Source organism: Rhodanobacter sp. UC4443_H10, assembly GCF_052978325.1.
In genome coordinates this window covers 3,120,259-3,135,252 of the sequence record NZ_CM129668.1, presented here as the reverse complement: position 1 = coordinate 3,135,252, position 14,994 = coordinate 3,120,259, and the positions used below count along the sequence as shown (strand labels likewise).

Here is a 14,994-nt window from a genome sequence, read left to right as displayed (position 1 = left end):
CCCGGATTATGCGACAAGAATGTCTCAGGGCTCGCCGACCGGAAGCGTGGTGACCTGGGCGCGCTTTCGCCCGAAGCGCTGCTGCAGCCGATCCATGTACAGGTAGATCACCGGCGTCAGGTACAGCGTGAGCACCTGCGACACCAGCAGGCCGCCGACCACGGCCAGGCCCAGCGGTCGGCGTGCCGAGGCGCCGGCGCCGATGCCCAGCGCGATCGGCAAGGTGCCGGCGAATGCCGCCATGGTGGTCATCATGATCGGGCGGAATCGCACGTGGCAGGCCTCGACGATCGCCTGCATCGGCGCCATGCCCTCGACGCGCTGCCGCTCCAGCGCGAAGTCGATCAGCATGATCGCGTTCTTCTTGACGATGCCGATCAGCATCACGATGCCGACGAAGGAGAACAGGTCCAGCGGCGCGCGGAAGATCATCAGCGTGAGCAGCGCACCGACGCCGGCGGCCGGCAGGCCGGACAGGATCGTCAGCGGGTGGATGAAGCTCTCGTACAAGATGCCCAGCACCAGGTAGATCACGAACACCGCCAGCACCAGCAGCAGGCCCATGCCCTGCATCGAATCCTGGAACGCCTGCGCGGTGCCCTGCACGCTGCCGGTGATCGTCGCCGGCAGGTGCAACTGCGCCATCGCGCCGTCGATGCGGCTCACCGCCTGGCTCAGGCTGACCCCGGGCGCCAGGTTGAAGGAGATCGTCACCGCGGGCAGCTGGCCCTGGTGGTTGACCGTGAGCGGGCGCGCCGTGCGCTGGAAGCTGGCCACCGCGCTGAGCGGCACCAGCGCGCCGCTGCCGGAGGTGACGTACAGCTGCGACAACACCGCCGGATCATCCTGCAGCGCGTAGGCGACCTGCAGGATCACCCAGTACTGCGTGGCCGAGCCGTAGATGGTGGAGACCTGGTTGGCGCCGAACGCCGCACCCAGCGCCTTCTGCACCTGGCGCATGGTGAGGCCCAGCGGCGCCAGCCGGGCGCGATCGACCTGCACCGCGATCGCCGGGCCGTTGAGGTCCAGGTCGCTGGTGACGTCCTGGAAACCGGGCAAGGCGCCGAATGCGCGCTCCACCTTGCCGGACGCCGCGTACAGCGCATCCAGGTCGACCGACTGCAAGGTGTACTGGTATTGCGCCTTGGACTGCCGGCCGCCGACCTGGATTGCCGGCGGGTTCTGGATGTAGGCGCGGATGCCGGGGATGCGGGCGAACTTCTGCCGCAGCTCCTGGATGATCTGCGCCGGATCGAGCGCACGCTCGGAGGCGGGTTTCAGGCGCAGGAACATGGTGCCGTTGTTGGTGGTCGCGCGCGAGCCGCCGCTGCCCACCGACGACATGAAGCTGTCGATGTTCGGGTCCTGCGCCACGATCGCAGCCAGTTCCTGCTGGCGCGCCTTCATCGCGGTGATCGAGATGTCGTCGGGCCCTTCGACGTTGACGATCAGCTGGCCGGTGTCGCCGGCCGGGATGAAATCCTTGTCGACCAGCACGAACAGCGCCGCGGTGGCCAGCAGGCTGGCGAAGAACACCCCCAGCACCACGCGCGGGCGCTGCACCGACCACGCCAGCGAGCGGTTGTAGCCGTCGCGCACGCGGTTGAAGCCCTGGTCGAACCAGCGCACCACGCGTGATTTCTCCGCGTGCCCGCCATGCTTGATGAAGCGGCTGCACAGCATCGGCGTCAAGGTGATCGAGACGAAACCGGAGATCAGGATCGCGGTGCTGATGGTCACCGCGAACTCGTGGAACAGCCGGCCCACGATGCCGCCCATGAACATCACCGGCAGGAACACCGCCACCAGCGAGATCGTCATCGAGAAGATCGTGAAGCCGATCTCCGCGGCACCTTTCAGCGACGCCTCGTACGGCTCCATGCCCTGCTCGACGTGGCGCACGATGTTCTCCAGCATCACGATCGCGTCGTCCACCACGAAGCCGACCACCAGGGTCAGCGCCAGCAGCGAGAGGTTGTCCAGGCTGTAGCCCAGCGCGTACATCACGCCGAAGGTGCCGATCACCGAGACCGGCAGCGCCAGCGCCGGGATCAGCGTGGCCGAGGCGTTGCCGAGGAACAGGTAGATCACCAGGATCACCAGCACGCCGGCCAGCAGCAGGGTGTACTGCACGTCGTCGACCGAATGGCGGATCGATTCCGAGCGGTCGTACAGCACGCCGAGCTTGACCGACGGCGGCAGGCTGGCCTGGAACTGCGGCAGCACCTCGCGGATGCGGTCCACGGTGGCCACCGTGTTGGAGCCGGGCTGGCGGTCGATCGCCAGCACGATCGCGCGCTTGCCGTCGAACCAGCTGGCGACCTGGTCGTTCTGCACGCCGTCGCTGGCGTGGCCCAGCGCGGACAGCCGGATCGGCGCGCCGTTGCGATAGGCCACCACGATGTCGTTGTACGGCGCGGCGCGCTGCAGCTGGCCGTCCGAACTGACCTGCAGCAACTGCCGACTGCCGTTGAGCGAGCCGGTGGCGAGGTTGACGTTGGCGTCGGCGATGGCCTGCTGCAGCGTGTCGATGCCGATGCCGTTGGCGGCCAGCTTGTTCGGATCCACGCTGATGCGCACCGCGTACTTCTGCGAGCCGAACACGTTCACCTGGGCCACGCCGTCGACCATCGACAGCCGCTGCGCCAGCTGGGTCTCGCCGTACTCGTTCACCGTCGACAGCGGCAAGGTGTCCGAGCTCAGGGTGAGATACAGGATCGCCTTGTCCGCCGGGTTGACCTTGCGGAAGGTGGGCGGGGTCGGCATGGTCGTGGGCAATTGCCGTTGCGCCGCCGAGATCGCCGCCTGCACGTCCTGCGCGGCGGCGTCGATGTTGCGGTCCAGGCCGAAGGTCAGCGTGATCGAGGTCGAGCCCAAGGCGCTGGTCGACGTCATCGTGGAGATGCCGGCGATGGTGGAGAACTCGTTCTCCAGCGGCGTGGCCACCGCGGTGGCCATCGTCTCCGGCGAGGCGCCGGGCAGCTTGGCGCTGACCGAGATGGTGGGGAAATCCACGTTCGGCAACTCGTTCACCGGTAGCTTCGGATAAGCCACCACGCCGAACACCACCAGGGCAACCATCAGCAGCACGGTCATCACCGGCCGGCGGATGCACAGCGCAGGCAGGTTCATGGCCCGCTCAACCGCCGCTCAGCACGCGCACGCGCGCGCCGTCGACCAGCAGCAACTGGCCATCGGTGACCACCCGCTCGCCGCCGTCCAGACCCTTGCTGACCACCACGCGGTCGGCCGCGCCACTGCCGATCGTGACCATCCGCTGGTGCACCACGCCGCCCGCATCGACCACGAACACGAAGCTGCCGCGCGGCGAGTTCTGCAGCGCCACCGCGGGTACCGTCACCACGTGGGTCAGCCGCGTGGTGGGCAGGGTGATCTCGACGAACTGGCCGGGCGTGAGCTCATCGTCCTCATTCGCATAGCGGGCCTTGAGCTGGATCGTGCCGGTGCTGGCGTCCACCGCGTTGTCGATGAAGTCCAGCGTGGCCTGCATCGACGCGGCCTTGCCCGGCAAGCGCACGATCACCGGCACCGCACCACGGGCATGCGCGGCCTTGAGCCCGGCCAGTTCGGCTTCGGGCACGGCGAAACGGATGTGGATCGGCTGCACCTGGTTGAGCACCACCAGATCGGTGCTGTTGGCGCTGACCTGCGCGCCGGGATACACCAGCGGCGCACCGGCGATGCCGTCGAACGGCGCGCGGATCGTGGCATAGCCCAGTTGCGTGCGTGCCAGTTCCACCGCCGCCTGGTCGGCCTTCATCGCGGCGGCATACAGGCCGGCGTTGGCCTTGGCCTCGTCGTATGCCGATTTGGCCACGTAGCCGTCCTTGAGCAGCGGGCCGTAGCGTTTCAGCAGGGCCTGTGCGTTGGCGTACTGCGCCTGGTCGCGGGCCAGGTTGCCCTTCGCCTCGTCCAGCTGCGACTGCAGCAGGCTGGGGTCGAGGCGGATGATGGTGTCGCCCTTGGCGACATGGCCGCCGGGCTTGAACGACAGCGCCTGCAACTGGCCGCTGACGCGCGACTGCACGGTCACCGTGGACCACGCCTGCGCGCTGCCGATCACCTTCAACGAGAGATCGATGTCGCCGCGCTGCGCCGTGGCGACCCTGACCGGCACGGCCTGGGCGGGTGGGGTCGCCTGCGCGCTCGCCGCGCCATCGCGTCCGCGCCAGAACTGCTGCGCCCCGAAACCGGCGAGCAGCAGCGCAGCTGCCATCAGCAGCAGTTTCCCGGATTTGTTCTGCGGCATGCTCGCTCCGGCCACGCCGGGTCAACCGGCGCGTGGGCGACACGCGGCTTGACCACGACATTCAATGCTTTTGCCCGGCCGTGGGGGCCAGGGCCCACCCGGTACCGGCGACGCTCCATTCTGCGCCCGCGCGCCGGCAACCCGTGCAGGACCGATGGCACATGACATCGCGCGGATCAGTCGGAGGCGCCCGGGTTCTCGCCCGCATCCAGCGCCTGCAGGTTTTCCTTGATCCGGTTGAGCACGCCCAGCGCGTGTTCGAGTTCGGCGTACTCGATGCCCGCGGTGGCATCCTTGCGCAGGTCGCGCGCGATCAGCTCCATGTCGCCGATGACGACGCGTGCGCGGTCGGTGACGTAGAGTCGCCACGCGCGGCGATCGCGCGGATCGGCGCGGCGCTCGACGAAGCCCGCGGCCTGCAGCCGGTCGATCACCCGGCCCACCGCGATCGGCTCCATCTCCAGCGATTCGGCCAGTTCGGTCTGGCGCAGGCCCTCGCGGTGGTACAACATCTTGGTGGCGCGCCACTGCACGCGGGTCAGCCCGAATCTCACCGCGCGCCGATCGAAATGCTTGCGAAACAGCAAGGTCACGTCGTTGAGCAGATACCCGAAGGATAGGTCTTCCGTTTTCGCCATGATGCGCTGCCCCCGGCCGCCCGAAACCTGAGGCCAGCATAAGCCGCCCGCCTCCTGCAAAGCCATGCCCCTGGACATCGTCATTGCCGACATCACCACGCTGCACGTGGATGCCATCGTCAACGCCGCCAATGCCAGCCTGCTCGGCGGCGGTGGCGTCGACGGCGCGATCCACCGCGCCGCCGGTCCCGCGCTGCTGCAGGCCTGCCGGCAGCTTCCGTCGGTGCGTCCGGGCGTGCGCTGTCCGACTGGCGAGGCGCGCATCACGCCGGGCTTCGCGTTGCCGGCGGCACACGTGATCCACACCGTCGGCCCGGTGTGGCAGGGCGGCACGCAGGGTGAGGCGCGACTGCTGGCAAGTTGCCACGCCAACGCGATGCTGCTGCTGCGCGAGCACGGTTTGCGCACGATCGCGTTCCCGGCAATCAGCTGTGGCGTGTACGGCTATCCGGTGGCGCAGGCAGCCGCGGTGGCGCTGGCCAGCCTGCGCGACGAACTCGCCCGCGACGATCGCGTCAGCATCACCGTATGCTGCTTCAGCAACAGCGTGGCCGACATCTTCCGGCGTGTGCGCGACGCCACGCCGGACGACGGCACACCCTTCAACGCAGCTTGAACGGATACAGCGGCGGCAACGCGTCGTCCGAGTGATCGCCCGTGCCAGTCTGGCGCCAGGCGAAACCCCGCTTGAACGCCTCCGCCGGTGCCGTGCCGCCGACGTCGCCCGCCGCCGTACCGGCGGCGTAGCGACGACGCTGCAAGTCGTCGATCACCGCGCGCTGTGCCGCATCGTCCAGGGCAGCGGACAACTCGCCCGGATGCTGGACGTGCGGTCGCTCGGCGCGCGCCCAGGCCATCAGGCAGTGCAGTTGTCGTGCGGCGTCGGTGCCGCGCGCGGCGCTGATGAACTCTTGTCGCGCCCGGCGCGCGCTGTCCGGCACAACCGCGGGCGCCGGGGAAGCTTTGGGCATGGCGCGCCGCCGACGCTGCCACCACCAGGCCAGCACGCTGAGCAACCACAGCGCGAGACTGGCCAGCGCGATCCAGCGCCATGGCATGGCACCGGCGGGCGCGGGCATGGGCACGGGTGCGGTCGTGGCGGGCGCAGTCGTCGCCGCCGGCACCGCGCCTGCAGGTGATGCCGTGCTGCCGCCGATCGCCGGCAGCACCTCGATGCTGCGCGCGGGGATCTGTGCCACCTCCTGGCGGTCGGTGAGCACGTTCCACCAGGTCACCGTGGTCGCCGGGATCGTCAGCGGGCCGGAGCGCTCGGGCACGATGGCGAACGCCTGCTCGCGCTCGCCCACGGTCCACTGCCCGGCGACGTGGTTGCGGCTGACCGGCTTGTCGGGATAGACCGTGGCGCCGTCCAGCGGCGGCAGGCTCAGGCTCGGCAGCGCGTCGTCGGACAAGCCGGTGGCGCGCAACGTCATGGTGAGGTTGAGCGGCTGCCCCACGCGCACCGGCTGCTGCGCGTCCGGCCAGCCGTCGATCGTCAGGCTCAACGCCCGCGCCGGCAACCACGCCTTGTTGCCCCAATCCGCAGGCGCCGCCTGCACATCGATCGCCACCGGCGCGGCGCTGGCCGAGACGTTGTTGGTGGCGCCGAAGAAGCTGCCCGGGTCGTACGGGTCAACCGCACTGCCCTGGAAACTCGCTGCAGGGATTTCCAGCCGGCCGGCCTGCTGCGGGATCAGCGCATAGCGCCGTTCCAGCACGTGGTAGCTGCGGCCGCCGCGTTGCGTGTCGTAGCCGATGTCCTTGCCCAGCGGCTGCAGCGTCGCCCCGTGGACATCGGGCATGTCGATCGAGCCGCCGCTGAGGTTGCCCGCGTAGAACAGCTTCACCACATAGCTGAACTGCTCGCCGACATAGCCGCGCTGTGGCTCCACCGTCGCCTCCATGAACACGTCGCGATTCGGCGCGGCACCCGCCACGGGCCCCTGCGCGTCGACCTGCAGCGACAGCGGCGCCGTGCGTTCGTCGGCGACCTGCAGCGACGGGATCTGCAAGCTGCCGGCGCGAAGAGGCCGCAGCGCGATGCCGAAGGTGAGGCTGGACGTCGCCTTGCCGTTCTCGACCGACAGGCTGCTGTTCTGCGAGGTGCCGAGGATGCTGAAATCCTGTTGCAGCGCCTGCAGGTCGGGCATCGCGGCGGACGCGGCGGCGCCCTCGACGCGGATATTGAGCGTGACCGTGTCGCCCAGTTGCACGTGATCGCGATCCAGCGTCGCGCTCACCTGCGCCGCGTGCGCGACCGGCACCAGCATCAGCGCGAACAGGCACAAGACGATGATGCGTGCGTGACTCATGGCTGGTCGTCCTCCTGCGCGCCACCACCGTGGCGCTCGCGATATTCCAGTTCGAACTTGCGCCGCAGCAGGCCGCCGGGGTCGTCCTGCACGCGCTGCAGCGCGTGGCGCAGGTCGGCCGGCAGCTTCGACTGCGGATCATCCCGGTCCAGCGTGCCGAGCTGGTGCGTGGCCGGCGACTTCGCGTCCGCTGGCTGGCCGGCGGCCAGCGCCTGGTCCATCTGCTGCTTCAAGGCGCGCTGCGCCTGCTCGGCCTGCGCCTTCTGCTCGGCGCGCTCCCGCGCACTGCGCGGTGCGGGCTGATCGTGGGTGCCGGCGTCGCCGGGTTGCTGCGAACCGTTCGACGGCTTGTCCTGTTCGCCCGCACCGGAAGGCGACTGGCTCTTGTCGGATTTGCCCTGCCCCGACTTGTCCTGCTCCGATTTGTTCCCACCCGATTTTTCCTGGCCTGATTTCTCCTGGCCCGACTTGTCGTCGCCCGACTTGTCCTGCTCGGACTTGTTCTGGCCCGTGCTGTCCGGCGAGGATTTTTGCTGCTTCGACTGCCGTTTCAGCCACTCTTCCACGGCTTGGCGGTTGGCCTTGGCGTCGGCATTGGCCGGATCGATTTGCAGCGCCTGGTCGTAGGCCTCGATCGCCTGTCGATACTGCTGCGCTTTCGCCAGCGCATTGCCGCGGTTGTAGGCGGCATCGCTGCCGGGAGCGTGCTGCAGCGCGTCCGCCGCCGCGGCATAGTCGCCGGCGCGGTAAGCCGCCACGCCGCGCCAGGCGGGATCGCGGGCGAGTTGCTGCGCCTGCACGGCATGGCCGTCGCGCAGCGCCTGCACGGCCTGCTGGTCGGGGCGTTGCCACAGGTCCTGCCAGGTGCCGGCCTGCGCCGTGCGCGGCAGCAGCGGCAGGCTGACCAGCAGCACGAGCATGATCCAGCCGCGGCGAAACGCCGTGGCGGCCACCAGCAGCAGCGACAGCAACAGCCACGGCCCGCGATCCTGCCACTGCGCACCGTGCTGGCCGCTGGCCTGGGCGGCGCCGCTGCTGCGCAGTTGCGCGTGCAGGGCGTCGATGTCGCCGTGGTCGGCGCTCATCGCCACGTAGACGCCGCCGCCTGCGCGCGCCAGCGCGTCAAGCGCGGCGTCGTCGCGTGCGGCCAGCACCATGCGGTCCTGCGCGTCGTGCAGGAAGCCGCCCTCGGGCAGCGGGACCGGGCCGCCGTGGACGCTGCCCACGCCGAGCACCGAGACGCGCACGCCGGCGGCGAGCGCCTTGCGCGCGGCCGCGTCGGCGGCGGCATCCGCCTGGTCGGTGATCAGCACCAGCGTGCCGCCGTCGGCATTCGCCTGCTGGACCAGGCGCACGCCGCGGTCGATCGCCGCGGCCGCGTCGTTGCCGTCCACCGGCATGGTGTCGGGCGCCATCGCGTCGAGCAGATCGTCGAGGCTGTGGGCATCGGAGGTCAGCGGCGCGACGACGAAGGCCTCGCCAGCGTAGCCGATCAGCGCGTTCAGGCCGGCACGGTTGGCCGCCAGCAGCTCGTGCGCCTTGAGCCGTGCGCGATCGAGCCGGCTCGGCGCCACGTCGCGCGCCAGCATGTGCCGCGACAGCGAGATCGCCAGCACCTGCGCCGGACGGTTGGCGTACAGCGCCTGCTCGACGCGGTTCCAGGTCGGCCCGGCCAGCGCCAGCGTGGCCAGCAGCCAGGCCAGCGCGAACAGCCACAGCGGCAACTGGCGCTGGCGCGGCTGTCCGCGCAGCATCCGTGGCAGCAAAGCCGGGTCGACCAGTCGCGACAGGATCAGCTGGCCGCTGTCGCGCCGCCAGCACGGAAGCGCCAGCAGCGGCAGGCCGAGGAGTGCCAGCAACCACCAGGGGTGCAGGAAATGGAACTGTTGCAGCAGCTCGCTCATGCCGCCTGCTCCCGCACACGCAGCCGGGTGGGCACGATCGCCAGCAGCAGCAACACCAGCGCAGCCAGCAGCGGCCAGCGGAACAGTTCGTGGCGCGGCCGCAACGCCGGCCCCTGCCGCGGCATCGGCTCCAGCGCGTTGATGGTGCGGTAGGCGTCGGCCAGCTCGCTGCTGTCGGTGGCGCGGAAGAAGCGCCCGCCGGTTTCGGCGGTGATCGCCTTGAGCATGTCGGCGTCGAGGTCGGCCGAGGGGTTGACCATCTGCAGGCCGAAGAATCCCGGCACCTGCATCGCGGTGGCGCCGATGCCGATGGCGTAGATCCGCACGCCCGCGGCCTTGGCGGCACGCGCCGCCTCGCGCGGAGCGATGCCGCCGGCGTTGTTGACGCCGTCGGTGAGCAACACCAGGACGCGCGCTGCCTCCGGCAGGCCCGCCAATCGCTTCACCGCCACGGCGATGGCGTCGCCGATCGCAGTCTGGTCGCCCGCCAAGCCCACCGCCGCGGTCTGCAGCTGCGCGCGCACGGCCGAGAGGTCGTAGGTCAGCGGCGTGACCAGATAGGCCTGGCTGCCGAACAGGATCAGGCCCATTTCGTCGCCGCGGCGCCGGCTGATGAAGTCGCTGGCGATCGCCTCCACCGCGCCGAAGCGGCTGACCGGTTGGCCGGCCAGCTGCATGTCCGGCGTGCGCATGCTGCCGGAGAGATCCACCGCCATCATCATCGCCCGCCCGCTGCGCTGCTGCGCCTGCGGCGGACCCAGCCACTGCGGCCGCGCCGCGGCGGCGAGCAGGCACAACCAGGCCAGCCCGAGCAGCCACGGCGCGGCACCGTGGTTGCGCCGATCAGCCACCGAATCCAGCTTCACACCCGGCTGTGGCAGATGCAGCGCGACGCCCGGGGCGGCCGCACGCCACCACCAGCGCAGCAACCACGGCAACGGCAACAGCAGTACGACCCAGGGCCAGGCGAATTCAGGCATCGGCTGGCTCCGAGGAGGGCTTCTTCCGCTTCCATGTGGACGGCTTTACGGCCAAACGCAGCCACCGCCGTGCGGCCTCGACGAGATCGTTCTCGTCGCCGCTGCGGGGTGGCTGGTAGATGAGCTGCTCCAGCCGATGCAGGCTGTCCTGCGTGGCCGCGTCCACCGGCACCCGCGCCAGGACGTGCCGCCAGGCATCGCCACGCAGATGCACCGCGGCGGCGTCCTGTTCGCGGGCGACGCGCCGCAAGAGTTGATGCAGGCCGCCGAGCAGGGCCGCGCGATCGCCGTCCTCGCGGTGCCGCCGGACAAGGTTCTCCAGCTCGCCGAGAATGCGCCGCTGCCGTTGCCGCACGCGGCAACGGCGTTGCCAAACCCACGCGAGGCCCGCAAACACCAGCAGCGCGAGCACGGCAAGCAGCCACCAGCCGGGTGCGGGCGGCCACCACGAGGGTTCGGCCGGCAGGTGGATGTCGCGCAGTACCGGCCCCGGCGCAGCGGCCGTCGGCGGCGTCGCCGCCGCGATCATCGCGGCGACCTCTTGCGACCGATCAGGCCCGCCACGGCATCGAGCGGATCGGCCGCGGTATCGATGGTGGCGTGGCGCAGACCCAGCGAGCCGGCCAACTCACTCAGCCGTCGGGCGCCTGCACCCAATGCCTGGCGAAAATCTGCACGCTGATGCGCCGATTGCAGCCGCACCTCGCGACGCTCGCCTGCATGCTCCAGCGGATAGCGCCCCGGCGGCGCGAGCTCCAGCTCCAGCGCATCCGCCGTGACCAGCACGGCCACGCCCGCGTGCCGGGTCAGTTCAATCAGTCGCTGGCGCGCGGCGGCGTCGCAACTGAAGCCGTCGCTGAGCAGCAGGACGCGGCTCGCACTCCGCGCCACGTGTGCCGCGCGTGTCAGCGCATCGGAGAGCGGCTGTTGTTGATCGGCGCGATCCGCCGCGTGCCATCGCGCCAGCGCACCGCATACGGCGAGTGCACCATGCGCGCCGGCTTGCGGCGCCAACCACTGGTCGACGCCGCCGAAGCCCAGCATCGCCACGCGCTCGCCGGCACGGGTGGCAAACCACGCGGCCAGTGCCGCCGCGCGAGCCGCCTGCACCGACTTGAAACGCACCCGTGTGCCGAAATGCATGCTGGCATGGGTATCGAGCAGGATCAGCAGACAGCCTTCTCGATCCTCCTGGAACAGCTTCGTGTGCAGCTTGCCGCTGCGCGCGGTGAGTCGCCAGTCGAGTCGGCGCACATCGTCGCCGGCCTGGTAGACGCGCGACTCGGCGTAATCCATGCCGCGGCCGTACAGACGGCTGGACTGCTGGCCGTGGCGGGCGGCGCGCGTGCTCAGGGGCGCCATGCGCACGGAGCCGACGCGCGCACGCAACGCGATCAGCTCGGCCAGCGACACCTCGCTTGCGCCATTGCCATCCGCGACTTGTGGCGCCAGGACACTCACGGCAGCGGCACGAGATCCAGCAGGCGCGCCACCACCTGGTCGGGGGTGATGCCTTCGGCCTGCGCTTCGTAGCTGAGCAGCACCCGATGGCGCAGCACCTCATGGACGATTGCATGCACGTCCTCGGGCAACACGTAGGCGCGGCCGGCCAGCCAGGCCTGCGCCCGCGAACAGCGATCCAGCGCGATGGTGGCGCGCGGGCTCCCGCCCCAGGCGATCCAGCGCTTCAATTCCGCGCCATAACGGCCGGCGTCGCGCGTCGCCAGCACCAGCTGCGCGAGGTACTCCTCCAGCGCCGGCGCCATGTGCACGGCCATCGCCGCATCGCGCGCGGCAAACACCTCGTGCTGGCTGAGCAGCGCGCGTGGCGGCGCGGCCGGGTGGGCGCGCCGACTGGCCTGCTCGCGCGCCAGCTTGAGGATCGCCAGCTCCGCCGCGGCATCGGGATAGCCGATCGTCACGTGCATCAGGAACCGGTCGAGCTGGGCCTCCGGCAGACTGAAGGTGCCCTCCTGCTCGATGGGGTTCTGCGTGGCCATCACCATGAACAGCTCGGGCAGTTTCCAGGTGCTGCGGCCCACGGTGATCTGCTGCTCGGCCATCGCCTCGAGCAGGGCCGACTGCACCTTGGCCGGCGCGCGGTTGATCTCGTCGGCCAGGATGATGTTGTGGAACAGCGGCCCGCGCTCGAACTCGAAACTGCCCGACTGCGGCCGGAACACGTCGGTGCCGGTGAGGTCGGCCGGCAGCAGGTCGGGGGTGAATTGCACGCGGTGGAAATCCGCCTCGATCCGCGCCGCCAGCGCCTTCACCGCGGTGGTTTTGGCCAGGCCGGGCGCGCCTTCGACCAGCAGGTGGCCGTCGGCCAGCAGCGCCACCAGCAGGCAATCGATGAGCTTCGGCTGGCCGATGATGCAATCCACCAGCTCCTCGCGCAGGCGGGCGAACGATTGCTGCAGCGCGCCGAGAGGCGGGTTTTCGGGCATGTCCATGGGCAGTTCCAGTTACGGGGCAAGGCCTGCGGCATCCTTGGAGAGCGGACGCGTCGGCGTGCTTCAGACCATCATCGGCACGGGAAGTTTAATGTGACGTGCGCCGGCGGCCGGCGCGCACGAAAAAGGGCGGCCGAAGCCGCCCCTTTTCTTCGCCGCTGCGTGGCGGCTTACTGCAAGGTGTCGCTGAGGATGCGCGGCGTCACGAAGATCAGCAGCTCCGCCTTGGTGGTGCTGCGCTTGGTGTTGCGGAACAGCGCGCCGAGACCGGGGATGTCGCCCAGCCCGGGCACCTTGGAGACGGTGTTGCTCTTGTTGACCTCGTAGATGCCGCCGAGCACCACGGTCTGGCCGTTGTCGACCAGCGCCGAGGTGTTCACCTCGCGCGTGTCGATCTGCGGCACCTGGCCGTTCGGCGTGTTGAGGAAGCCGGCCAGCGCATCCTTCTTCACGTTGATCGCCAGGTAGACGCGGTTGTCGGCGGTGATCGTCGGGGTCACCTTCAGCTCCAGCACGGCGTCCTTGAACTGCACCGAGGCGGTCGGTGCGCCACCGGTGCCGGAGCCCTGGTTCTGGTAGGTGACGTAACCGACTTCCTGGCCCTGGCGGATCACGGCCTCCTGCTGGTTGGCGGTGATCACGCGCGGGCTGGAGATCACCTCGCCACGGCCTTCGGATTGCGCTGCGGAGAGCTCCAGGTCGATCGCGTAGTTGGCGCCGAGAATGGCGAAGCCCAGCGTGCTGCCGCCGTTCACCGGCATGTTCACGTTGAAGCCGCCGGGCAAGGTCACCGCACCCGGATGCGGCGGAGCACCCTGGCTGCCGTTGGCCACCCAGTCGGTGACTGCGTTGTTGTAGTTGACGATGTTGTTGTGCACGCCGGTGCCGTACTTCAGCGCGCCATCGCCGGTCGGTGCGGTGGTGATGATGTTGTTGTTGTTGGTCTGGTTGCCCGACACGCCCCACTTCACGCCCAGCTCGCGGGTGAAGTCGTCGGTGGCCACCACGATGCGCGATTCGATCAGCACCTGCTGCACCGGCTTGTCCAGCACGGCGATCAGCTCACGCAACTGCTTGATCTTCTCCGGCGTGTCGTTGAGCAGCAGGGTGTTGGTGCGCTGGTCGAACGAGACGCTGCCGCGCGGCGAGAGGAAGCCGCGCTGGGCGTTGGCGCCGCCGCCGCCACCGCCACCCTGCATGCTGCCGGTGGTCAGCAGCTTGGCGATGTCGGAGGCCTTGCCGTAGCTGATCGGCACGTAGTCGGTGACCAGCTCGGCGGTGTCCTGCGCCTTCAGCTTGGCGTCGGCCAGATCCTGTTCGTACTTGGCCAACTCAGCCTGCGGCGCGACCCAGATGACGTTGCCGTTGCGGCGCTTGTCCAGGCTCTTGGCGCGCAGGATCACGTCCAGCGCCTGATCCCACGGCACGTTGACCAGGCGCAGGGTGACGCTGCCGCCGACGCTGTCGGAGGCGACCAGGTTGAGCCCGGAGATATCGGCGATCAGCTGCAACGCCGAGCGCACTGGGATGTCCTGGAAGTTGAAGGTGACGCGCTTGCCGTTGTAATTGGGCTGCGCGTCCAGCTTGGCCAGGCGCTCATCCTTGGCGGCGGCCTTCTTCGGTGCCACCTCGACCACGTACTGGTCGGGGGTCTGGTAGGCCGAGGTCTCGACCGTCCCCTTGGTGTCGATCTCGATGCGCGCGCCGCCACCGTTGCCGACGCGGCTGGTGATCGACTGCACCGGGGTAGCGAAGTCCAGCGTATCCAGGCGCTGCGCGAGGTTGGCCGGCAGGTTGGCGTGATCGATGGTGACCACCACCTTGTCGCCCTGACGGGTCATTTCCGGCTGCGCGCCGCTGCCGCTGAAGCTGACCAGCACGCGGCCCTCGCCGTTCGGGCCGCGACGGAAGTCGATGTTGGAGATCGCCGGGCCATCGGAGGACGACGGCAGCCGCTTGGTCGGGTCGATCGTGGAGGCGGTGGTGACCGCCTGGTCGGCGGTGCCGTTGTTGATCGTCAGCACCAGGCTGTTGCCATCGACGCTGGCGCGGTAGCTCGACGCGCGCATCAGCTCGACCACCACTCGGGTGCGCCCACCGGCAGACACTGCCGAGACGCCGGAGGTCGAACCCTTGCCGATGTCCATGTGCCGCCCGGCGGCATTGGTCGTATCGGGCAGGTCGACCGCGATGCGCGGCGGATTGTCCGTGGTGAAGATCTTCGGCTCCGGCACCGGGCCGTCGCCGAAGTTCAGGTGCAGCTGGACGCTGCCGCCTGGCAAGGCGTCGTAGCTGATGTTCTTCAGCGTGGTGGTGGCCGCGATGGCGGCACTGGCCCAGGTGGCACCGACGATCAGCAGGCCCATCAGGAAGTAACGGCTCGCATGGCGCATGACTCGGCCCCGCACGGATTGGAATTGGTTGGTCATTGCATCTG

11 protein-coding genes are annotated in these 14,994 nt (G+C 69.6%); 1 reads left to right on the top strand and 10 read right to left on the bottom strand.

Going from position 1 to position 14,994, the window contains the following annotated elements:
* Positions 1-24 precede the first annotated feature (24 nt).
* From ACVCMB_RS14195 to ACVCMB_RS14185, 3 genes are all read right to left on the bottom strand, one after another.
* On the bottom strand, positions 25-3,132 hold the full coding sequence (locus tag ACVCMB_RS14195) for an efflux RND transporter permease subunit (protein ID WP_447105444.1): 3,108 nt from the start codon (positions 3,130-3,132) through the stop codon (positions 25-27).
* Between the two features lie 7 nt (positions 3,133-3,139).
* Entirely contained in the window at positions 3,140-4,270 is a 1,131-nt protein-coding gene (locus ACVCMB_RS14190) for an efflux RND transporter periplasmic adaptor subunit (protein ID WP_395116009.1), read from the bottom strand.
* 176 nt (positions 4,271-4,446) lie between these two features.
* Complete coding sequence (locus ACVCMB_RS14185) at positions 4,447-4,908, bottom strand: MarR family winged helix-turn-helix transcriptional regulator (RefSeq protein ID WP_395116007.1); 462 nt, start codon at positions 4,906-4,908, stop codon at positions 4,447-4,449.
* Between the two features lie 64 nt (positions 4,909-4,972).
* Here ACVCMB_RS14185 and ACVCMB_RS14180 point away from each other — a divergent pair, with 64 nt between their 5' ends.
* Complete coding sequence (locus tag ACVCMB_RS14180) at positions 4,973-5,524, top strand: O-acetyl-ADP-ribose deacetylase (RefSeq protein ID WP_447105443.1); 552 nt, start codon at positions 4,973-4,975, stop codon at positions 5,522-5,524.
* Here the strand turns inward: ACVCMB_RS14180 and ACVCMB_RS14175 are convergent.
* The 7 genes from ACVCMB_RS14175 to pilQ all read right to left on the bottom strand — a co-directional run bounded on the left by ACVCMB_RS14175 (position 5,511) and on the right by pilQ (position 14,950).
* Entirely contained in the window at positions 5,511-7,220 is a 1,710-nt protein-coding gene (locus ACVCMB_RS14175; RefSeq protein WP_447105442.1) for a BatD family protein, read from the bottom strand. The genes ACVCMB_RS14180 and ACVCMB_RS14175 overlap by 14 nt on opposite strands.
* Positions 7,217-9,124, bottom strand: coding sequence for a tetratricopeptide repeat protein (locus ACVCMB_RS14170; protein WP_447105441.1), 1,908 nt, complete (start codon positions 9,122-9,124; stop codon positions 7,217-7,219). Before ACVCMB_RS14170 ends, ACVCMB_RS14175 begins: the two co-directional genes overlap by 4 nt.
* The gene (locus tag ACVCMB_RS14165; RefSeq protein WP_395121207.1) at positions 9,121-10,104 is read right to left on the bottom strand and encodes a VWA domain-containing protein; all 984 of its coding nucleotides are present in this window, start codon (positions 10,102-10,104) and stop codon (positions 9,121-9,123) included. The genes ACVCMB_RS14170 and ACVCMB_RS14165 overlap by 4 nt, the downstream gene beginning before the upstream one ends.
* Positions 10,097-10,633, bottom strand: coding sequence for a DUF4381 domain-containing protein (locus ACVCMB_RS14160; RefSeq protein WP_395121205.1), 537 nt, complete (start codon positions 10,631-10,633; stop codon positions 10,097-10,099). Before ACVCMB_RS14160 ends, ACVCMB_RS14165 begins: the two co-directional genes overlap by 8 nt.
* Positions 10,630-11,565 (bottom strand): DUF58 domain-containing protein, encoded by a 936-nt coding sequence (locus ACVCMB_RS14155; RefSeq protein ID WP_447105440.1) that lies wholly within the window; start codon positions 11,563-11,565, stop codon positions 10,630-10,632. The genes ACVCMB_RS14160 and ACVCMB_RS14155 overlap by 4 nt, the downstream gene beginning before the upstream one ends.
* Positions 11,562-12,557 carry an AAA family ATPase gene (locus ACVCMB_RS14150; RefSeq protein ID WP_395121201.1) on the bottom strand — a complete coding sequence of 332 codons (996 nt, stop codon included), beginning with the start codon at positions 12,555-12,557 and terminating at the stop codon, positions 11,562-11,564. Before ACVCMB_RS14150 ends, ACVCMB_RS14155 begins: the two co-directional genes overlap by 4 nt.
* Before the next feature lie 170 nt (positions 12,558-12,727).
* Positions 12,728-14,950 (bottom strand): type IV pilus secretin PilQ, encoded by a 2,223-nt coding sequence (gene pilQ / locus ACVCMB_RS14145; protein WP_395121199.1) that lies wholly within the window; start codon positions 14,948-14,950, stop codon positions 12,728-12,730.
* Positions 14,951-14,994: the final 44 nt, after the last annotated feature.

Coding starts and splice junctions, on each gene's coding strand:
- ACVCMB_RS14195 (WP_447105444.1), bottom strand. CDS start 3,132: ATGAACCTGCCTGCGCTGTGCATCCGCCGGCCGGTGATGACCGTGCTG.
- ACVCMB_RS14190 (WP_395116009.1), bottom strand. CDS start 4,270: ATGCCGCAGAACAAATCCGGGAAACTGCTGCTGATGGCAGCTGCGCTG.
- ACVCMB_RS14185 (WP_395116007.1), bottom strand. CDS start 4,908: ATGGCGAAAACGGAAGACCTATCCTTCGGGTATCTGCTCAACGACGTG.
- ACVCMB_RS14180 (WP_447105443.1), top strand. CDS start 4,973: ATGCCCCTGGACATCGTCATTGCCGACATCACCACGCTGCACGTGGAT.
- ACVCMB_RS14175 (WP_447105442.1), bottom strand. CDS start 7,220: ATGAGTCACGCACGCATCATCGTCTTGTGCCTGTTCGCGCTGATGCTG.
- ACVCMB_RS14170 (WP_447105441.1), bottom strand. CDS start 9,124: ATGAGCGAGCTGCTGCAACAGTTCCATTTCCTGCACCCCTGGTGGTTG.
- ACVCMB_RS14165 (WP_395121207.1), bottom strand. CDS start 10,104: ATGCCTGAATTCGCCTGGCCCTGGGTCGTACTGCTGTTGCCGTTGCCG.
- ACVCMB_RS14160 (WP_395121205.1), bottom strand. CDS start 10,633: ATGATCGCGGCGGCGACGCCGCCGACGGCCGCTGCGCCGGGGCCGGTA.
- ACVCMB_RS14150 (WP_395121201.1), bottom strand. CDS start 12,557: ATGGACATGCCCGAAAACCCGCCTCTCGGCGCGCTGCAGCAATCGTTC.
- pilQ (WP_395121199.1), bottom strand. CDS start 14,950: ATGCGCCATGCGAGCCGTTACTTCCTGATGGGCCTGCTGATCGTCGGT.